The 19,849-nt window shown below is 58.5% G+C and carries 15 protein-coding genes; 14 read left to right on the top strand and 1 reads right to left on the bottom strand.

Annotation, left to right across the window (positions count from 1 at the left end; all coding sequences use genetic code 11):
* Positions 1–13: 13 nt before the first annotated feature.
* The 11 genes from tssH (at position 14) to QOL81_RS04420 (ending at position 16,564) form a co-directional block, all read left to right on the top strand.
* Positions 14–2,599 (top strand): type VI secretion system ATPase TssH, encoded by a 2,586-nt coding sequence (tssH, locus tag QOL81_RS04470; protein WP_060420440.1) that lies wholly within the window; start codon positions 14–16, stop codon positions 2,597–2,599.
* Between the two features lie 64 nt (positions 2,600–2,663).
* The gene (gene vgrG / locus QOL81_RS04465) at positions 2,664–4,925 is read left to right on the top strand and encodes a type VI secretion system tip protein VgrG (RefSeq protein WP_060420442.1); all 2,262 of its coding nucleotides are present in this window, start codon (positions 2,664–2,666) and stop codon (positions 4,923–4,925) included.
* Between the two features lie 12 nt (positions 4,926–4,937).
* Positions 4,938–7,163: a DUF2169 family type VI secretion system accessory protein gene (locus QOL81_RS04460; RefSeq protein ID WP_283439676.1), complete on the top strand. Its 2,226-nt coding sequence runs from the start codon at positions 4,938–4,940 to the stop codon at positions 7,161–7,163.
* Positions 7,153–8,307 (top strand): pentapeptide repeat-containing protein, encoded by a 1,155-nt coding sequence (locus tag QOL81_RS04455; RefSeq protein ID WP_283439675.1) that lies wholly within the window; start codon positions 7,153–7,155, stop codon positions 8,305–8,307. The genes QOL81_RS04460 and QOL81_RS04455 overlap by 11 nt, the downstream gene beginning before the upstream one ends.
* A complete protein-coding gene (locus QOL81_RS04450; protein ID WP_019456420.1) occupies positions 8,300–8,914 on the top strand; it encodes a DUF3540 domain-containing protein in 615 nt (204 codons plus the stop codon). Before QOL81_RS04455 ends, QOL81_RS04450 begins: the two co-directional genes overlap by 8 nt.
* 6 nt (positions 8,915–8,920) lie before the next feature.
* Positions 8,921–9,286, top strand: a complete 366-nt coding sequence (locus tag QOL81_RS04445) for a PAAR-like domain-containing protein (protein ID WP_038872288.1) — start codon at positions 8,921–8,923, stop codon at positions 9,284–9,286.
* A 9-nt stretch (positions 9,287–9,295) separates the two neighbouring features.
* A complete protein-coding gene (locus QOL81_RS04440; protein ID WP_060439596.1) occupies positions 9,296–9,802 on the top strand; it encodes a type VI secretion lipoprotein TssJ in 507 nt (168 codons plus the stop codon).
* Position 9,803: 1 nt separating this feature from the next.
* The gene (gene tssK / locus QOL81_RS04435) at positions 9,804–11,162 is read left to right on the top strand and encodes a type VI secretion system baseplate subunit TssK (protein ID WP_038872282.1); all 1,359 of its coding nucleotides are present in this window, start codon (positions 9,804–9,806) and stop codon (positions 11,160–11,162) included.
* Positions 11,159–12,670, top strand: a complete 1,512-nt coding sequence (gene icmH / locus QOL81_RS04430) for a type IVB secretion system protein IcmH/DotU (RefSeq protein WP_089186149.1) — start codon at positions 11,159–11,161, stop codon at positions 12,668–12,670. Before tssK ends, icmH begins: the two co-directional genes overlap by 4 nt.
* A gap of 35 nt (positions 12,671–12,705) precedes the next feature.
* Complete coding sequence (gene tssM / locus QOL81_RS04425; RefSeq protein ID WP_060439600.1) at positions 12,706–16,185, top strand: type VI secretion system membrane subunit TssM; 3,480 nt, start codon at positions 12,706–12,708, stop codon at positions 16,183–16,185.
* A 25-nt stretch (positions 16,186–16,210) separates the two neighbouring features.
* Entirely contained in the window at positions 16,211–16,564 is a 354-nt protein-coding gene (locus QOL81_RS04420) for a DUF6277 family protein (protein WP_004935323.1), read from the top strand.
* A gap of 264 nt (positions 16,565–16,828) precedes the next feature.
* Here the strand turns inward: QOL81_RS04420 and QOL81_RS04415 are convergent, their stop codons facing one another.
* Positions 16,829–17,056, bottom strand: coding sequence for a hypothetical protein (locus QOL81_RS04415; RefSeq protein WP_019453435.1), 228 nt, complete (start codon positions 17,054–17,056; stop codon positions 16,829–16,831).
* Between the two features lie 238 nt (positions 17,057–17,294).
* Here QOL81_RS04415 and QOL81_RS04410 point away from each other — a divergent pair, with 238 nt between their 5' ends.
* From QOL81_RS04410 to QOL81_RS04400, 3 genes are all read left to right on the top strand, one after another.
* Entirely contained in the window at positions 17,295–17,585 is a 291-nt protein-coding gene (locus tag QOL81_RS04410) for a hypothetical protein (RefSeq protein WP_038872271.1), read from the top strand.
* Positions 17,586–18,289: 704 nt separating this feature from the next.
* A complete protein-coding gene (locus tag QOL81_RS04405; protein ID WP_060420452.1) occupies positions 18,290–18,865 on the top strand; it encodes a helix-turn-helix transcriptional regulator in 576 nt (191 codons plus the stop codon).
* 106 nt (positions 18,866–18,971) lie between these two features.
* Positions 18,972–19,841, top strand: a complete 870-nt coding sequence (locus tag QOL81_RS04400; protein WP_060420454.1) for a hypothetical protein — start codon at positions 18,972–18,974, stop codon at positions 19,839–19,841.
* Positions 19,842–19,849 lie beyond the last annotated feature (8 nt).

Here is a 19,849-nt window from a genome sequence, read left to right as displayed (position 1 = left end):
AAGGAAATTTAAGGTGTATCAACGAGAACGTCTTTTTTCGCGATTGGGCCACTTTGCTTATCAGTCCTTCGTTGAAGCCACCAAGCTGTGCCGGACCTTCAGGCACGAATACGTGGAGCTTGAACACTGGCTGAAAGTCCTGGTGGACAAAGAACGCGGCGATTTGCCGCTGATCCTGGCGCACTACGCGATCAATATTCAGCGCGTAAGCGATGCGTTGGATCGCATTCTCCATACCTTGCCAAACCGGACGAATGCGGTGGTGGATCTGTCGACGCAGTTGGAAACGGTGGTGGAAAGAGGGCTGCTGATGAGCCAGCTCGCCGAAACGCCGTCCGGCGGCGTGCGCACCATCCATATCCTGGTCGGCATTCTGCAGGATCCCACGCTGCAGCGCAGCCTGTACCGGCTGAGCGAAGAGTTTAAAAAACTGCCGATCCCGCAGCTGTTCGACGACTACCCGGCGATTCTGGCGGAGTCTGTCGAACACGAGGAGGAGGAAGAAGAAAGCTACGGCGCGCTCGGCGAGGCGCCGGATGCGCCCGAGACGGTCGAGATACTCGATAAATGGTGTGCGGACCTGACTCGTCAGGCGCGCGACGGTGAAATTGACCCGGTGATTGGCCGCGAAGCGGAGCTGCGCCAGGTGATCGACATTTTGCTGCGCCGTCGGCAGAACAACCCGATTTTGGTGGGCGAAGCCGGGGTCGGCAAAACGGCCGTGGCGGAAGCGCTGGCCTGCAAGATAGCCCAAGGGCAGGTGCCGCCGCTGCTGCAGGGCGCCCGGCTGCTGTCTTTGGATCTGGGGCGCATGCAGGCCGGGGCGAGCATGCGGGGCGAATTCGAATCGCGCCTGAAAGCGCTGATCGACGCCATTGCGCATTCGGCCGTGCCGGTGATTTTGTTCTGCGACGAGGCGCATACGCTGGTGGGCGCCGGCGGGCAGGCCGGCACCGGCGACGCCGTCAACCTGTTGAAACCGATGCTGGCCAGGGGCGCGCTGCGCATGGTGGCGGCGACCACCTGGTCGGAATACAAACAGTTCATCGAGCCGGATGCCGCGCTGACGCGCCGTTTCCAGTACGTGCTGGTTTCAGAGCCGGACGAAGAGAATGCGGTGAACATGATGCGCGCCATCGCCCCGCATTTTGCGCAGCACCACAGCGTCAAGATCCGCGAGTCGGCGCTGCAGGCGGCGGTGCACTTGTCGCTGCGCCATCTGCCGTCGCGGCAGCTGCCGGACAAGGCCATCAGCCTGCTGGACACCGCCTGCGCGCGGGTGGCGCTGAGCCAACATGCGCAGCCTGAAAAAATCGAGTCGCTCGAGGCCGGGCTGGCGGTGAAGCGTACCGAAATGCACGGCCTGCAGGAAGAAAGCAAATTCGACGATCTGGCGCTCACCCGCATCAGCGAATTGCAGCAGACGCTCAGCGAGATGGAAGGAGAGCTGGATGCGCTGCGTCAGCGGCAGGCGCAGGAGCAGCAGGCGGTCACCACCTTGCTCGATGCAGAGCAGCAGTCGCCGGATCGTTTGCCGCAGCTGGCTACCGAGTTGGGCGAGCTGCAGGGCGGCGGTCTGCCGCTGGTGTATCCGTGGGTGGACGATCGCGTCGTGGCGGAGGTGCTGTCGGATTGGACCGGCATCCCCACCGGCCGCATGCTGCAAAGCGATCTGGACAATGCGCTCAACCTCAACCAACTGCTGAGTCGCCAGATTTTCGGCCAGCAGACGGCGATCGACGAAATCGCGCAGGCGGTGAGGATCTCCCGCGCCGGCATCCAGGCGCACGATCGGCCGTTGGGCGTTTTCATGCTGTCCGGCCCGAGCGGCGTCGGCAAAACGGAGACCGCGTTCGCCCTGGCGGAGGCGATGTACGGCGGCGCGCATAACCTGATCGTCTTCAATATGAGCGAGTTTCAAGAGTCGCACACCGTCTCCACGCTGAAGGGGGCGCCGCCGGGCTATGTCGGCTATGGCAAGGGCGGCAAATTGACGGAGGCGGTGCGGCGCAAACCCTATTCCATCGTGCTGCTCGACGAATTCGACAAGGCGCATCCCGATATCCATGAAGCGTTCTATCAAGTCTTCGACAAGGGCGTGATGGAGGACGGCGAGGGCCGCATGATCAGCTTCCGCCAGTGCTTTATTTTGATGACCAGCAACATCGGCGCCGGCGAAATAGAAGCGACGCTGGCGGAAACGCCGGAGCTGAAAACCGAGGCGCTGCGCCCGATGCTGCACGACGTCTTGGCGCGCTTTTTCCCGGCGGCGCTGTTGGCGCGCATGAACGTCATTCCTTACGTGCCGCTTTCCACCGAAGCGATAACCCATATCGCCACCAAACAGATTTCACGTTTACAGCAGCGTTTGCACAAAGAAGTGGGCGTGTCGCTGGTGCTGGAGGGCGACATCCCAGGCTGGATCGCCAAACGCATCAGCGCCCATCCATCGCGCGGAAGAGCGGTCGAGTCGCTGCTGCAGCAGGCGATCTTGCCGCCGATCAGCAATGAAGTGCTGCAGCGCAAACGGACGGGACAGGAACTGCAAAATATCCAACTCATGGTCGAGAACGATAGCTTAAGTGTTTATTTCGACTGATTTTTAATTTACCGCCGGCCCGCAAACGCGGGGCGGGGTTCGATATCGGATCAGAGAGGTTGTTATGCCTTTAATCGAAATTGATAACCCGGTGTTAGCCGAATTAAATGCGTTTCCACTCAGCTTCACCACCCAAGAAGGGTTGTCGAGCAACTCGCAATATTCGCTCGAATTCGAATGCGAACAGGCGGACGTGGATTATGAATCCTTGCTGGGTGAAGGGATCCGCATCCAGATAGAAAGGCCGGATTTCGGCTCGCGGCCTTTCTATGCTTACGTGATCGGCGCGTCCGATGCGGGGCAGCATCAGGATAAGTTCGTGTACAAACTGGAGCTGAGCACCTGGCTGTGGTTTTTGATGCAGAACCGCAACAGCCGTATTTTCCAGGATCTGAACGTGCTCGATATCATCGAGCAAATCTTCTCTCGCTATGGCTTTGCCGACTACCGTCTGGATATTCAAGGCACCTATCCGACGCGTGAGTATTGCGTGCAATTTTCCGAAACGGATTTTGCGTTTATCAGCCGCCTGCTGGAAGACGAAGGCATCTGGTATTACTTCGATCACGCCGAGGATAAGCACACGCTGGTGATCACCGACCGGCAGGATTTCGACGATCTGGATTTCGGTTACGCCGTGTTGCCGTTCATGCCGGACAGCGAAGAAAACCGCGCCATCCGCGAAGGGATCCAGCGCATCCAGCGTTCCCGCAAAGTGCGTCCGAATGAAATCGTGCTGCGCGACTTCGACTTCCAGAACCCGCGCAAGAACCTGCAAACCAAGGTGGAAGAGAGCCGCCTCGGCCTGCAGAACACGCCGCTGGAGTGGTACGACTACGCGGCGGGCTATGTGGATACTGAACGCGGCGAGAATCTGGCGCGTTTGCGCCTGGAAGAAATGCAAAGCGACGGCCACCTGCTGTTTGGCGAGAGCAACGCCGTCGGGTTGATGGCCGGCAAGGACTTCTCCTTGATTTTGCACCCGGACGCCAACCGCAACCGCCGCTTCAAACTGACCCGCTGCGACTATGTGTTCGTGCAAGATGGCCCCGACAGCAGCAGCGACGGCCGCAACGTGACCTGCCGTTTCAACGCGTTGAACGACGACGTGGCGTTCCGCCCGCTGCGCGAGACGCCCAAGCCGCAGATGCCGGGCATCCAGAGCGCCACCGTGGTCGGCGCGCCCAATTCCGAAGTGCATACCGACAAGTTTGCGCGCATTCGCGTGCACTTCCACTGGGATCGCTACAAAACCACCGAGGAAGACAGCTCGTGCTGGATCCGCGTGGTGCAGGCCTGGGCGGGGAAAGGCTGGGGCGTGATCGCCATGCCGCGCGTCGGCCAGGAAGTGTTGGTGACCTATGTCGACGGCGATCTCGATCGCCCGATGGTGACAGGTATCGTTTATAACGGCGATAACCCGCCGCCTTATCAACTGCCTGAATACATCAACTACTCGGGGATGGTGTCGCGCTCGCTGCGCTTCGGCAAACCGCAGCATGCCAGCCAGCTGACCTTCGACGACAACCGCAACAACGAACGCGTCATGCTGCACGCCGAACGCGATCTGCAAACCACGGTCGAGCGCAACCAGGCCACCGAGGTGGGGATGGACAAGTTCGACATCATCCGCCGCACCTTTACGGACTGGTTCACCAACCACGTTTCTTACAAGGATTATGTCTTCAGCATTACCGGATTTAACGCGTCGATCACCGGCGTCAGCGCCTCACTGACCGGCGTCAGTCTTAGCGCCACCGGGGTCAGCACCTCGTTTACCGGCGTCAGCACCTCGTTCACCGGCGTGAGCACGTCGTTTACCGGCGTCAGCACGTCGTTCACCGGGTTGAGCACGTCATTTACCGGGCAGAGCACCAGCTGCACCGGCGTCTCCAACTCGATGACCGGCGAAAGTAACTCCTTCACCAGCATCAGCAACAGCATGACCGGCGAGAGCAACAGCTATACCACGGTCAGCACCAGCCAGACCGGCAGCAGCACCAGCTTTACCGGCGTGAGCGTGAGCACCACCGGCTCATCGACCAGCACCACCGGCTGCAGTATCAGCACCACCGGTTCCTCGACCAGCACCACCGGCTGCAGCATCAGCACCACCGGCAGCAGCGTGAGCACCACCGGCAGCAGCGTCGGCACCACCGGCAGCAGCGTCAGCAGCACCGGCAGCAGCGTCAGCAATACCGGCAGCAGCGTCAGCAATACCGGCAGCAGCACCAGCACGACGGGGGTGTCCATCAGCTACACCGGCGCGTCACTGTCCGAGACCGGCGTCGATTTGAAAAAAGTCGGGATGCAAAGCAAAAACTAACGAGGCGCGGCAATGAGAATCATACGGCCACAGCAATTGGTAGTGATTAAAGGGGGTTACCAGATCGGCGCAGACAGCCGGCTCGGCATCAGCGTCGTGGCCGGATGCTACCTGTCCCGACCGGAACACTTCGTGAACGAAGCCGAAATCTGGGAGGCGTGGAAGCGTGCGCCGCTCAGTCTGCCGGTGTTGGACGTTGCTGAGCCGAAGCCGTTCGCCGAATACCTGATCGCCGGCCATGCCGGCGTCGGGCAGCCGGTAAAAACGCTGGACGTCAGCGCCGACATCGGCGGGCTTAAGCGCCGTTGGCGGGTGGAGGGCGAGGGGCGACGCGGCGCGATGGGGGCGGAACCGTTCCTCAGCGTGCCGCTGGACCACACCTCGGCCTGGGGCGGTAAAGACAGCAAGGAGAACCCGGTGGGGCGCGGTTGCAATGATGGGCTGCGGCCGCTGCTGATGACCTTGTCCGCCGAGGGTTCCGCACAGGAGCGTTCCCCGCTGGCGGCGCCGGCGCCGGTGCCGCACGAGTTTTCGCTGCGCAAGGCGCATATCGATAAGGTGGCGGGCCAGATCGCGAGCAAAGCCTACCTCGAGAAGGCGTTTCCCGGGCTGCCGGCCGATATCGATCGGCGCTATTACCAGATGGCGCCGCCGGCGCAGTGGCTGCCGGAAGCGGCGTGGCCGGATAGGGTGCCCTTCGAACTGCAGGGCGTCGGCGCGCAGAGCCAGGCGATTCGCGGCGAGCTGCCGGCGGTGCGCGGGCGGGCATTCATACGCCGCCACGATAGCGAAGGCCTCGAGGAAATCGAACTGCAGCGAAAAACGCTGTGGTTCCTGCCCGACAGCGACATGGCGCTGATTATTTTCACCGGCAACGCGCCGCTGACGCATCTTCTGGACGAGTCCATCGAGTCCCTGATGCTGGCGTTGGATCGTTGCGACGCGCCGCGCCCGTTCGATTATTTCCGGCAGGTGCACCATAAACGCAGCGACGACGACGCTTCGCCTTTCGAGTTCCTGTTCGATCCGGATCTGATGCCGGCGGAGATGGGGCTGAACGTCATCCAGGCGGCGTCGGATCACCCCAGCGATCTGCGTTACGATCCGTCGCCCACGTCTTTGGGCGACTCTGCCGTTTTCTATCAACGCATTCGCGAGGCGATTGCCTTGCACCAGCAACAGACGACGGCGGAGCCCGCTACCGTGACGCTGCCCGATTTGCCGGATCTGCCTGCCGAAGAGGGTAACGACGCGTTTTTCCCCGCTAGCGCGACCGTGGAGGGGAAAACCTTCACCGGATTGCGCGGCCCTGCGCTGTCGGACAAGCATTTTCTGCAATGCCGTTTTGAGCGCTGCGACTTTTCACAGGCCGTTCTGGAGAACTGCACCTTCGAAAACTGCGTTTTTGATGCGGTCAACCTGACGCAGGCGGCGCTGCGCCGGATCCGCATGGTGTCGTGCACCCTGCAAAAGCCGCTGATGGCGGAAAGCGTATGGCAGGAGGCGGTCCTCGAAAAAGTGACGCTGGAAGAGCCGCAGGGGCAAGGCATGCGGGCCGAGGGCGTGAAGCTCGATTACTGCGTCTTCGAGCGGGGGGATTTCACCGCGAGCCGCTTTGAGCGCGGGGCGATTGGCAACGGCATGTTCAACGGCTCGACGCTGATCCGCGCGCAATTCCTGCAAGGGGAGCTGGACGCCTGCGTCTTCAACCGCTGTCTGGCCGAGGGGGCGGTGGCGCTGGATATGGCGTTAACCAAGAACTCGTTTCTTGGCGGCAATTGGCGCGGCGTGCGCTTCGAACGTTGCCGAATCGAGAGCATGACGGCGGGGATGCAGGTGAATTTCTCCCACGGCGTGTTCAGCGACTGCGGCTTCACCAAAGTGGGGCTGAAAGCGGCGCGTATGGAGAGGTGTCAGCTGCAGTACAGCGTTTTCACCGAATGCAATTTCGACGAGGCCGACCTGACGGCTTGCGCGATCGTCGGCTGCGACCTGGCCGGCGTGCGGTTTAAAGACAGCGTGCTGACGCACGCCCGCTGGCAAAACAGCAGCGCCCAGCAAGCGATGTTTTATAACGCCGATTTGCGCGATGCGGGATTTGAGCAGTGCAACCTGGCGGCGGCGAATCTGGCGATGACCTGGCAGGACGCCGGCACCCGTTTCAGCGGGTGTTTGCTGGAGCGGGCGTGCTGGGTACCGCGCAGAATTATTCAGGGGGACTATGCGCATGAAAACTGAAAGCCGCGTGATTCAGCAGGCCCTGCCTGACACCGAGGTGATTGAGCTGGAGGTCGCTCAGGCGGTGTCGCAGACGCCGCCCCTGCCGCGAACCTTCAAAAAGCGGCGCTTCCACGATCGCGAGCTGAAAGGGCTGACGCTGAGCGACTGTTTTTTTATCGACTGCCATTTCGAGCGCGTCACGTTTGAAGGATGCGATTTGCGGGCGGTGCGCTTTGAGGGCTGCACCCTGAACCAGGTCAACGTGGTCGGCGGCAGCTTGCTGCGCCTGTCGTTCAACGAATGCCGGTTTGACAACCTGACGCTGCAACGGGGGCTGCTGTGCAATCTGGCGTGCAACGACACCACGCTGCGTGGGTGCTACATCGGCGACTGTCTGCTGGACGACTGCAGTTTGATCCAGTGCGAGGTCAACGGGGCGGAAGTCGAGCGCAGCAGCCTGGGGCACCTGGCCGTGCAGTCCAGCATCCTGACCAACCTGATGTTCCAACAGGACATCATTCAGGACGCCAATTGGTATGCCTGCCAACTCACGCAGTGCCTGTGGCAGGCATCGACCCTCGAACGCCACATCATGGGGAGTTGCCGGCTGGAGAAATGCAGCTGGCAGACGATCGAGGGGCAGGCGCGCATCTGGTTCACCTGCCGCCTGTCGGGCTGCAACCTGGCCCAGCTGAGGCTGCAGGGCGCCAGCTTTCACCGCAGCGAGCTGGAAGGGTGCTCGTTCGCCGACAGCGATCTGACGTCGGCGATCTTTGCCGAAGCGCAGGCGCTGCGCTGCGATTTCGAGCGCGCGACGCTGACCCTGGCGCAGGCGCAGAAGGCCCGGTTCAGCGAATGCGCGATGAACGGCGCCCACTGGGGGCGCGCCATGCTGACGCAGGCGGAGTTCAGGGCGTGCGATCTGGCGCTGGCCAACATGGAGCTGGCCGAGATGCGGGAGGCGAACCTGATGGAACAGCCGTTGACCGCCGCCCAGCAACAGAGCGCCCGCCTGCATGGGGCGAAGCGTCATCGCGCCGAAAATGTGCCGCTTACCGCCGATCCGTTCTTGAGTGCGATCGACGCCTGGTATGCGCATCAACAACCGGGACCGCGGCAACCGTCGTATCAACGGCCAACAGGAGTAAGCAGATATGTATAAGTCCAGAAGAGAGCATCAGAAGGTCTATGCCAACGCCAGGGTGACGCCTTTGCAGTTGGTGCGCAGCGCTCCGCTTGCCGAACAAGGGGGGCGCAAGGTGGTAACGCTGGCGGCCGACGCCAATGGCGGCCTGTATGTCGATGGCATGCGCGCCCACTGCCTGGCGGTCGCCACCAGCTGCCTGGTTCAGCCGCTGGCGGGCGATCGCGTTTGCGTCATCGTCGACGGTGACAAATTGGTCATTACCGAGATCCTGTCGCGGCAACAGGCGCACGCCGTCATGACGCTGGACAGCCGCAGCGCCAACTTGCGCATCGTGGCGCCGGAGATCGAACTGCAGGGCGGCAAGCGGCTGACGTTGCGCAGCCCGCACTTTACGCTGCTGACGCGCAGCAGCCGCTGGGTCGCCGAAACGCTGCACCAAATCTCTCAACGCCTGTTTGTGCGCAGCAAGCACGCAAGCCGGCGGGTGGAGGAAACCGACGAGGTGCTGGCGAAGCACATCATTCAGGATGCCCGGCAATCCCTCGTCATCAACAGTGAAATTGGTTCCCTGAAGTCTTCGGCGGTGCTGAAGATCGACGGCGGCCAGATACATATGGGGTAAGTCATCATGACCGCAGCCAACAACAACACGGCCGGGATCAGCTTCGCCGGCTGTGACCCGATGATCCCGGCGCCGGGCCCGAATACCGCGCCCAACAATACCGGCATACCGAACGTGCCTAACTATTTCCTTTGCGGCGGCAATGAACAGAACATCGGCAGCATTCGCGTGGCCACCGTCGATTCGGGCGGGGTGATCGGCGCCGCCTCGGGGACGCATTCGGCACAGATGCAGCCGATGCAGGGGTCGGGGAAGTATTTCACCGGCGGCATGCCGGTCACGCGGTTAGGTGATTCCAGCACGACGAACAACAACAACATGGTCGCCACTCAGGTCGCGCCGAGCCAGACCAAATGTTTCGTTAATGCATAGGAGTTCAGCATGGTGAAAACGCTCCGGGGGATCGCGGCAGGGGGACTGTTGGCGGTGGGGATGCTGAGCGGGTGCAGCTGGTTTTCTCACGACGAGGCTGCCGATGCGGGGCGTCGATTGCGGTTTATCGATGTCGAGGTGACCGCCAACGACAACGTGAACCCGAATGCGGCCGGGGAGGCGCAGCCGGTCAAGGTGTGCGTCATCGAAACCAATCGCTCGGGGTGGATGCCCGAGGGGATTGGCGATGGCGCCCCTTGCCGGGAGACGGCACCGTCGGAAGGGGCGCTGAGCCGGCACCAGAGCATTTTGCAACCGAGGGAGACGCTGCGTTATCGCTTCGAGGTGCCGGCGGGGCAAGAGCGATGGGTCGTCGTGGGGGCGGAATTTCAGCAAATCAGCGGGGTATTGCCGCTCGCCGAGCAAAAATCGCCCGCGCAGGCTGATTCGCAAATGAAGGTGATGGTGGGGATGACGTCACTCAGCATAGTGACTAACGACAAAATGGATGAATGACATGTTACCTAAACAACGCGTCGCCTGGGTAGAAGGCATGTTGATGGAACCGCAGCATTTCCAGCAGCAGGAACGTTTTTTCGAGCACTTGATTGAAGCGCGCTTGCGCAGCGTCGAAACCTTTACCTGGGGGTTCCTGACGCTGGAAATCGACAACGGGCTATTGGAGCAGGGCAAGTTTGCGCTGAAGAAAGCCAAGGGCGTTTTCCCCGACGGCACGGCGTTCAGCATGCCTGAGGATATTCCGCTGCCGCCTCCGCTGGTGCTGGGAGAGGGCTGCCAGGGGAAAGTGGTATGCCTGTCCGTGCTGATGGACATTGCCGGCAATGCCCAGATCGATCTTATCCAGGATGAGCGGAAAAGCAGCCGTTTTCGCACCATGGACGCCGACGTGCCGGATCGCAACCACGGCGTCAGCCTGGAGGGAACGCCGCGCGTGTGCACGATGCAGCTGGGGAGTCTGGTGACGCGGCTAAGTCTGGAAGATGCGGTCAGCAGCGCGGAAAGCGTGCTGCCGGTCGGCTTCGTGCGCGAACTCACCAGCGATCGTCGGGTGCTGCTGGATGAGCGCGCCCTGCCGCCGATGTTGGACTTCCGCGCCATCGGCTGGCTGCCCGCGTTCACCACCGAATTGCTTGGGCTGATCAGCCAGCGTCTGGAGTCGGTGTTCCGCCCGGACGTGCACATGACGATCGGCGGGCTGTCCGAGCTGTTGGAATTGCTGCTGCTGCAAACCCTGAGCGAGTTCAATTTGCGCATCAGCCAACTGTTGGCCAGCCCGCAGGTGCATCCAGAAACCCTGTTCGACACGTTGTTGAGCCTGCTGGGGCGGCTCAGCATCATTCCCGGCGGCGAGCGGCTCTGGGACCGGGCCGACTTGGTGTATCTGCACGATGAGCCGCACAACTGCTATTTCCAGCTGTTCGCCTCGATTCGCCGCGCGCTGTCGCTGGTGATCGAAGCGCCGGCGGTGGCGCTGCCGTTTATCGATCGCGGCGACAGCATCTACCTGTGCCCGAACGACTCGCAGCTGCGGCTGGAAAAACTGGTGTTTGCCGTCAGCTGCGGTTTGTCCATCGAGCATCTGCGTTCGTACTTCCCCGCGCAGGTCAAGCTGGGGCCGGTCGAGAAAATCATTCAGCTGATCGATCTCCAATTACCGGGCGCTCGCTTGCTGCCGATGGCTTCGCCGCCGCGGCACATACCGTATTACCCGAACAGCATCTATTTCGAGGTGGATCATGCCGACCCGATTTACAAGGAAATGATGGGCGGCTCGGCGATGGCGCTCAGCATCGTGGGTGATTTCCCGGACCTGCGTTTTGACGTCTGGGGATTAAGGCAAGGGAGGGTGGGATGAACGAATTCGAGAGGAAAATCCGCGAGGCGATGGCGGTAACGCGCAACAACGCGACCCCGCGTCTCCCCACGTCCGGCTCGGTGGGCAAAACCACGGCGGAAATCGCCGCGCTGTCCTTCGGCGCGCGGGCGTTGGCCGCCAAGCTGCGGCCGGGAAGCGCCGGGGTGGCGGCGCCCCCCGAACCCAAACCTTATGAAGCAGAAACCGCCGTCCCGGAAAGCGTCGAACCCGCGCCTGGCGATCGCCAGGCCGATGCGGCGCCGACCTCGAGCGGGCTGTTTGGCCGCGCCGCGCTGAGCAAGCCCGGCGTAATGATGGGCCACTGGGACAACCCGCTGATCGCCGCCGCCATTCCGGTATTGCTGCAGGTGGAGCGGGTGCGCGATCAGAAACAGCTGAACCCGGCGGCGGTGCGTGCGCAGATCGTGCGGGAGATCCAACAATTCCAGCAGACGTTGCTGGCGGATCACGTTGCGCCGGGCGATGTGGACAAGCTGGCCTATCTGCTGTGTTCCTACGTGGACGAGTGCTGCATGAGCACGCTGGAGTCCGGGGAACTGAACCTCAGCCTGCTGGTGGAGTTTTATCGCGATGCCTGGGGCGGGGAAAAATGCTTCGAGCACCTGCAAGAGTATCTGGCCGCCTCGCCGCGCAACAAGGAGATCCTGGCGTTTTACGATCTGATCCTGTCGCTGGGGTTTGAGGGGCAGTTCCACGTGATGGAGCGCGGCGCGGTGCTGTTGGCCGACGTGCGCAATCGCCTTGACGGTTATCTGTACAGCCAGAATCCGACGCAGACGCTGGCCGATGCCGAACCGAGCAAAGTGGTGCGCAAGGCCACCCGTATCACGCCGCTCAAACTGCTGTGCTACGGCCTGGCGATAGCGCTGCTGGCGTATGCCTCGGCCGCCTGGTATCTGCATGACCAGTCCCGCGCGCTGCGCAACGCCATTCTGGCCTGGACGCCGCCGCAGCCGCGCAAAATCAACATTATGGAGACGCTGCCGCAGCCGCTGCCGCAAATCCTCAGCGAAGGGTGGCTGGAGGTGCGCGCCGATCCGCGCGGCTGGCTGTTGATCTTCACCTCCGACGGCGCCTTTGCCACCGGGCAGTCGAAGCTGTCGGAAGAGTTTAAAAAGAAACGCAATATTGAGCGTCTGGGGGAAGCGCTGGCGCCGTGGCCAGGCGATCTGGAGGTGATCGGGCATACCGACAACAAACCGTATCGCAACACCTCCAACAACTCCAACCTGAAACTGTCGGAAGCCCGCGCGCAGACGGTGGCCGACAAGCTGCGGGAATCATTGGCCAACAGTAAATACAACCGCACCGTGACGTCGGTCGGCAAGGGCGATCAGGAGCCGCTGGACGACAACGCGACGGAAGAAGGGCGCCGCCGCAACCGCCGGGTGGACATCCTTTGGAAAATCGGCGAGAGGGAGATGGCTTCACCGTCTGCCACGTTGAATCAGGCAGGGGTAGCCGCCGAGGTCCCCGAGGATAACTAAGACATCCGTCGGCGTAGAGATAATAAGGAAATTATATGATACGTAGATCATTCATATTGGTGATTGCCTTGCTGCTGTGTGCGGTGGTGTGGTGGATTGGGCCGCTGATCGCCATCGGCACCTACCGGCCGCTGCTGTCGGTCTGGGTCAGAGGCATCATCATCGCCCTGATCCTGTGCTGGGCGCTGTGGCCGTTCGTGGCGACGTTTTTATCCTGGGTGTTCCGCCACGCGCGGGCGCCGGCCCCGGCTAAAAGAAAAACCGCGCAGCGAGATCGCGTGACCTCGCGTTTTTACGACGCCTTGCGCACCTTGCAATACGTCGGCACGTCGAAGCAGCGCACCCCCTGGCAGCGTTTCAAATACCGCCTGACGCGCCGTTATATCAGCGAAAAGCCCTGGTTCCTCGTCATTGGGCCGCCGGGCAGCGGCAAAACCTCGCTGATCGGCGAAAGCGGCGAACGTTTCTTGCTGGCTGAACACTATGGCCTGCAGCAGACCGTGGACGTCGGGCCGACCCAGGATTGCAACTGGTGGCTGGCGGAGAACTCGGTGTATGTGGACACCTCCGGTGAATGGCTGCAGCTGAACGGCCTTGGCGAAGACGGCGCCAGGGCGCGCGATACCCTGTTCAAACTGATCCGGCGCCACCGCCGCCATCCGGGCATCGACGGCATCATGCTGTGCCTGGATGCACGCTGGCTGCTGCATGCCTCGCTGACGGAAAGAAAATCCGTCGCCGATGCGCTGCGCGTGCGCCTGCTGGAAATGGCCTCATGGTTCCGCTGCGAGCTGCCGGTCTATCTTACCATCAGCCACCTCGATCAACTGGTCGGCGGCGAGACCTTCCTGTCGATGCTGGGCGACGACCTGTTGCAAAAAGGGATGGGGTTCAGCCTGAACCGGGCCGAACAGGGCGAAACCCCGTTCGAGCAGTATGAAGATCTCTACCGGGAGATGGTGGCGCGCGTCAGCCATCACGTGCTCGAACTGCTGCACGATGCGCCGGACGGCCAGAACCGCCAACAGCTGCTGTTCTTCACCGAGTCGTTGGGATCGCTGGGCAACCCGCTGTATTCGCTGCTGGAGCAGATTTTCCCGCAAACGCCGGTGGGCTACGCCTGCCATTTGCAGCAGGTATGGCTGGGCAGCACCATCGCCTTGCCGCCGCAGGGCGCGATTTATAACGCGGAAGCGGCGGATATCTATGAAGCCCGTCCCACCGGGCGCATTTACCACCCAGAGCTGAATTACGCCAGGCAGGAGCGCGGGGTGCTGCAGCAGTCTTCTCACGCCAGGCCGCTCGGCAGCCGCATGAGTTCCCTGGGCCGCTATGTGCTGGTGCTGGTGCTGCTGGCGGTCTCTTTTAACCTGCTGGCGATGCGTTACCTGTGGGAGAGCGATTACATCTCTTACATTGCGGCGCGCTTTGACGAAACGAAGCGCATCGTGCGCGAAATACCGGTCACGAACCGCGTCAGCGACGATGTCATCTCCGCCTATGAGCAGTTGGGATACATGAACGCGCAGCTGGGCGGTGAGGTTTCGCCGGTGCCGAATCCCTATTTCGAGCACAAGCTGATCAACAGCGCGGCGCAAAAGACCTACCAACGCCATTTGCTGCAGATCTTCTGGCCGGCGGTGGAAAACTATATCGCGGACGAACTCAAGAATGACGTTTCGGCGTCCAATAAGGACGTCTACGGCACGCTGAAAGTGTATCTGATGATGGGTGAACCCTCGCACCGTTCTGCCGAGGCGCTGGTCGACTGGTTCATGACGCGCTGGGATAGCTTTATGCCGCAGGGCTACACCGACATGAACAAAGGCATTTTCGCTTACCACCTGCGGGAAATGTTCTCTCTGCCGAATGCGCCGGTCATGAAAATGAACGGTGACCTGCTGCGCCTGGCGCGGGTGAAAGCGATGAATATTCCGATGCAGGTCAGGGTGGTGCGCCGCATCGAAGAGAAACCGCTACCGGCGGCGATCAACGACATTTCATTGGCCGACGCCGCGGGGCCGAACGTGTCATTGATGCTGCGCCGCAAGAGCCAGGCGACGGTCACCGATACCGCCGTGCCGGGGTTCTATACCCGCGCCAGCTACCGCGATGTCTTCCTGGCACAGCTCGATGACGCCGCCAAAGACATGATCGAAGAAGAGTCCTGGGTGCTGCGCGACAGCGCGGAAGGGAAAAACGCGGTGAACTCGCTGGCCTCGGCGCAGAAGCTGGCCGACGAGGCGAGGAAGCTTTACCTCATCGAGTATGCGGACAAATGGGATGCTTTCATGCGCGACGTGCGCGCCCGGCCGGTCAACGGGCTGGAGGATGCGGCGATATTGGCGCGCCAGCTGTCCGATCCTTCATCCCCGCTGGCCAACCTGGTGCGTTTCGCCGCGCGTGAAACCAGCATGACCGGCACCAACCAGGGCGATGCGGCGAGCTGGTTCGATCGCCAGCGCAATCGTATTGAACAGCAGCGGCGTGACATCCTCGGCGAGATTTCCGGCGAGCGCGCGCGTTTTCGTCTCACGCCGGAACGCGCGGTGGAAGACCGTTTTGAGCTGCTTCGCCGCCTGGGGTATCAGCTGTTGCAGACCACCAACGCCAGCAACGATCCGCTGAGCCGCAGTTTCGAAGCGCTGTACAGCCAGCTGACCACGCTCTCCACCTCATTGCGCGGTGGCCAGGTGGTGCCCGCCGGCGGCACGCTGAAGCGGCTGCAGCTGGATGCGGCGCGTCAGCCGGAACCGGTGCGCAGCGTCATGATGGATCTGTTGCAGGTCGGCGACAGCCAAACGATCCAGCAGAGCCAGAAGAACCTGAGCAAAGGCGCTTCATCGCTGGCTTCCGGGCTGTGCAAGGGCAGCATCAGCGGGCGCTATCCGTTCTCGCGCAACGCCAGAGCGGAGGTCGGCATCGAGGACTTCTCGCGCATGTTTGGGCAGAACGGCGCCATGCAGCAGTTCTTCGATGAAAACCTGGCCGCTTACGTGGATGTCAACGCGCAGAAATGGAATGCCAAACCGGGGTCTGAGGGGATCGTCAATGCGAGCACGCTCGGCGCATTTGAAAATGCCCGTTTGATTCGCGACACCTTCTTCACCGCCGGCGACAAACTCTCGTTTTCCATGTTCATCAGGCCGCTGTCCCTGACGCCGACCATCACGGAAGCGACCCTGGACATCGATGGGCAGGTGATTAACTACAGCCATGGTTTTAGCCAACCCACGCGTATCGACTGGCCCGGCCCGAAAGGCGGCAGCTATGTTCGGCTGACCTTCCGCACCGGCACCGGCCAGATCCAGGTCGCCAGTTTCGACGGGCCCTGGGCCCTGTTCCGGATGTTCGACGCCAGCAATCCCGTGCCGCTTTCCAGCGACAGGCGAGAGCTGACGATGTCGATGTCTTCGGTGGTGGGCGTGCTCAAACTGGAACTGCGCTCGACGATGAAAGATTTCCCACTTTGGTCACGGGCGTTGCGAGGATTCTCGTGCCCGAAAGCGATGTAAACACAACCGTAAAGAGGTGATAAACATGTTAGATCCAGCCAAAATTTTAGAAACCATGAAGGCCGGCGGCAATTTGGGCACCAACTCCCAATCGTCGCTGAGCCAGCCGTTTATGCAAGGCGTCAGCAATATTCAAATGTCGGGGCCGGATGCGGCCAAGTCGGTCATGAGTAACGTGACAAAATCTTGCGATGATATGTTCGGCAATATGAAGGGCATTTTTAATGGGCTGCAGTCGAATGTGAACGCACACCAAAAAATGCAAACGGGCGAACAGCCGAAAGATTTTAATGTTTCTATGGACGATCTTCGCCCGGCGATTGCGAAAGGGTTCCCGCACGAAATGGCGGACTTCTTTTCCAAAGTGCCGAAACTGTAATCTGCAACTCGGTGGGTAATTTACCGGGGGGCCGAAATGCCCCCTGGTATTCACAAGGAGAGGTGAGATGATCAACGAATGGATGTTAAAAAATGCCAACAAACGCATGGGCTTTTTTATTGTGGTGATCCCCAGCCTGTTTTTTTGGATGATGCTTTTTCTGACCTTTTATCTTTTTTGATTCTTTGAGGTAAAAAAAAAGCACCCGCTAAGGTGCTTAAAGTGAAACGAATTAAAAAAATAGGAAGGGATGAAAATGCGTTATTACAGTTTTGAAATGATCTGCAATCCGCTGGAGATCAGCGCATCGACGGCCAGACCAATACCTTTACCGATGGTGCCGACAACGGTTTTGGCATCCGGGTTAACACCGGCAATCGCGGAAATGGTATCAATACCGGTTCCCACTGCACTGCCAATCAGTGTCCCTACGTCACCAAAAAAACCAGCACCGTTCACTTGTTCAATTTCAATTGCGGATAGTTCTTTCATGATTGAAACTCCTTTTTCAGTTAGCCCTTTACTTCAGGCAATTTCATTATTGCAAATCAGGTCTTTTTTTCAACAGAAGTATTACTATTTTTTATACTATTCTGTTGTCTGTTATTTTAATTTCGTATCGTTAGAGTATATATTGCCGAAGCCTGATTTTCGTCTCCCCCGTTCGTGCTGAATGAGGGATGCCGGTTTTTATTTTCAATCTGAATGACCTATATCTGAAGGGGAATTTATGAAGGTTTTGACGACACCGGAAAGACCTTTCCGCTATGAAGATCTGGCGGAAAAAATTGTCACCGAGGCCAGAAGCCGCTTGGGCTGCGCCGCTCTGCGGTTTTTAGACTGCCTGATCCAGGGATATGGCCCGCCGGTGATTGTCTTTGATATCTATAATAATCACGGTAAGTTGCAAACGGTGAAACTGATTCTCCCCATCGGAAGTCATAAGCAGTTAAAAAAAGATCACCTCGGGCTGATCGCCTGCCTGGAGGCTAAAAAACTGGTGAGATTAAAAAAGATATAAACAATGTTCCGCATCGGCAACGCCGACTGAGTTCTTCTTGTTTTTCGTCACACCGCTGAATAATCTCTGTCCCTGCCTGGATTCTCTTATATCCGCGGACGATGCGTTCGCCTTTTTTCAACCCATCAACGCATTTTTTTGGAATCACTTATCGTCATAAAGTGTAGCTTTTCTTTATGCATTTTTTTTACAATAGGATTAATATGGTTATAGAGGGTTTTTTAATATGGCCAGCCAGGATGACGGCACATCTCGAGATAAAGCATTATCCCGCCTTTCTTCTAAGTAAAGTCCTAATACATAATCGGATGCTCTTAACAATCAATACAGAGCCGTGTTATGTTCTATATTATGTTTTTTTTCGATATTTATCTGGATATATTGCGCTCTTGGAGTAAAATTAACTTATCAGAGAAAATTCTTGGCACCGTATCACGGATGGCAATGATGCACTATAAATATAACTTACGGTAACCCATTACCTTGTAAAACGCGGTACTTCCCCGCGTCTTGCTTTTGTGTGCTCTCCAGGGCTGATGAGTTTATATCATTATATATAAAATACACTTTTTGCGAGGCGAAGACGTTTCCGCATCGCATATAACGCTTTTTTATTAAAAAGCATCTCAAAACTAAAAAATAATCACAGCAATCATATTGCAGTAAGGAGAGTGGGCAAGCGTAGTCAAAAGGGAGGTTTGTTAATGGAGCGCGTCAATATTGCTATCGTCGATCAAAATCAATTTTTCAAGCTTGGGTTGGGGCTCGCCTTGCAAGAGGGTTTTCTCCAGAATGGTGTCAAGGCCAAGATCACGGGAGAGGAACGGGCCAACATTATATTCCGGGCACCGGATAAGCGGGTGTCCATCAATTTTTGCCATACCCAGCTTTTGCAGGGCAATTTTTCTTCTATTCCGCTCTATTTTTCAATACTGGAGCATAAAACGATTTTTCCAAAAATCCATTGCAATCTAGAGGCCGGAAGCATTACGCGCAAAGACGGCGTGGCGGCGATCGTGGATAAGGTCATGGTTTGCTATCGCAAGAAAAACAGTTTGGTTTCAAGCTATTGCCCACGTTGCCGCACCCAGTTGACCTTTAGCGAAGGGAAGGTGTGCCGTCTGATTCATCTGGGATACTCGCAAAATCAAACTGCGATGTTGCTCGGCATCAGCCCGAAAACGGTCAGCATTCATAAACGCTCTGCGATGAGAAAACTGAATATCGATAACAATATTGAATTCTTGCGCTGGTTAAAAATGCACAGCGACTCTTGTTAATGGAGAGGGGGAAAGTGACGATCTGATTCGGTATTTTTACCGGCGCAGGCGGCGATCGTTCATGGTTGCCGCCTGGCATGGAATAGGTTTTATAGGGAGATAAAACATGGCTGATTTTGTAAGGGAAACGGTTTCCAAAAATCATTTCAAATTATTACAGGATCTTTATGGCAGAGATCTGGGCGGGGAACGTTTCCTGCACTGGAAGCATCTGCTCGATCCGCATTGTGGCGCGCCAAGGGAGAAGACGGGCATATTTTACAAGGATCGGGAACGTTATCTCGGGATGTTCGTTTCCAGCTTTTATCCCTTTAAGATCAACGGTGTTAATGTCAATGTCAATATGCTTGGCGATCTTGGCATCCATCGTCAGGTAAAGTCCGCCACCGTACTGAAAGATTTTTTCCTGCAGGCCAGACGGTCGGACGTGGCGGCGGATATCTGCTTTTCCGATGACAGGAAGATCCGGGTTTACGAAAAAATATTTAGAAAGTATTTAACAACCAATACCCAAATCTATCCTTATGTCGAATTAACCTTAAAGCCTGACAAGTTTATGGCATTTCGTTTTGCTGAAAGTGGGCTCGCACAGCAGGCAAGCTTCATCAATAATTTAGGGCGGGAAAAAGATCGCCGCGCCTTTGAGTATATTGAAAAACACCCCCTGTACCATAAAATTCATTATATCAACAAAGGCAGCCACTACGCCGTGATTGGCTGTTCTCATGAATGTGCCGAACTCTTGGATATTTCCAACCCTTCCAGGGAGTGTTTTTCCTGGGCCATCGGTGTGTGTCGGCATCTGCATAACCGTTGCAAAGTAATGATCCCCCTCGCTTTTTATAAGTCGGTTTGCGCTCAGGCGGCGGAGGTCATTTCAGAAAAACGCATCAACATGCTTATCGGCTATTACTCACAAAAGATAAGCGATCTGATGCCGAAAGAGGTTTGGGTATGCCGCATGGATCGCCGTTAAGCAGGGCT

Source organism: Serratia sp. CC22-02 (assembly GCF_900182895.1).
GTDB lineage: Bacteria > Pseudomonadota > Gammaproteobacteria > Enterobacterales > Enterobacteriaceae > Serratia > Serratia nevei.
This window is presented reverse-complemented; position numbering and strand designations above follow the sequence as displayed.

Coding starts and splice junctions, on each gene's coding strand:
- QOL81_RS04420 (WP_004935323.1), top strand. CDS start 16,211: ATGTTAGATCCAGCCAAAATTTTAGAAACCATGAAGGCCGGCGGCAAT.
- QOL81_RS04455 (WP_283439675.1), top strand. CDS start 7,153: ATGAAAACTGAAAGCCGCGTGATTCAGCAGGCCCTGCCTGACACCGAG.
- QOL81_RS04400 (WP_060420454.1), top strand. CDS start 18,972: ATGGCTGATTTTGTAAGGGAAACGGTTTCCAAAAATCATTTCAAATTA.
- tssK (WP_038872282.1), top strand. CDS start 9,804: ATGTTACCTAAACAACGCGTCGCCTGGGTAGAAGGCATGTTGATGGAA.
- QOL81_RS04405 (WP_060420452.1), top strand. CDS start 18,290: ATGGAGCGCGTCAATATTGCTATCGTCGATCAAAATCAATTTTTCAAG.
- QOL81_RS04415 (WP_019453435.1), bottom strand. CDS start 17,056: ATGAAAGAACTATCCGCAATTGAAATTGAACAAGTGAACGGTGCTGGT.
- QOL81_RS04440 (WP_060439596.1), top strand. CDS start 9,296: ATGGTGAAAACGCTCCGGGGGATCGCGGCAGGGGGACTGTTGGCGGTG.
- QOL81_RS04450 (WP_019456420.1), top strand. CDS start 8,300: ATGTATAAGTCCAGAAGAGAGCATCAGAAGGTCTATGCCAACGCCAGG.
- QOL81_RS04445 (WP_038872288.1), top strand. CDS start 8,921: ATGACCGCAGCCAACAACAACACGGCCGGGATCAGCTTCGCCGGCTGT.
- icmH (WP_089186149.1), top strand. CDS start 11,159: ATGAACGAATTCGAGAGGAAAATCCGCGAGGCGATGGCGGTAACGCGC.
- tssM (WP_060439600.1), top strand. CDS start 12,706: ATGATACGTAGATCATTCATATTGGTGATTGCCTTGCTGCTGTGTGCG.
- vgrG (WP_060420442.1), top strand. CDS start 2,664: ATGCCTTTAATCGAAATTGATAACCCGGTGTTAGCCGAATTAAATGCG.
- QOL81_RS04460 (WP_283439676.1), top strand. CDS start 4,938: ATGAGAATCATACGGCCACAGCAATTGGTAGTGATTAAAGGGGGTTAC.
- QOL81_RS04410 (WP_038872271.1), top strand. CDS start 17,295: ATGAAGGTTTTGACGACACCGGAAAGACCTTTCCGCTATGAAGATCTG.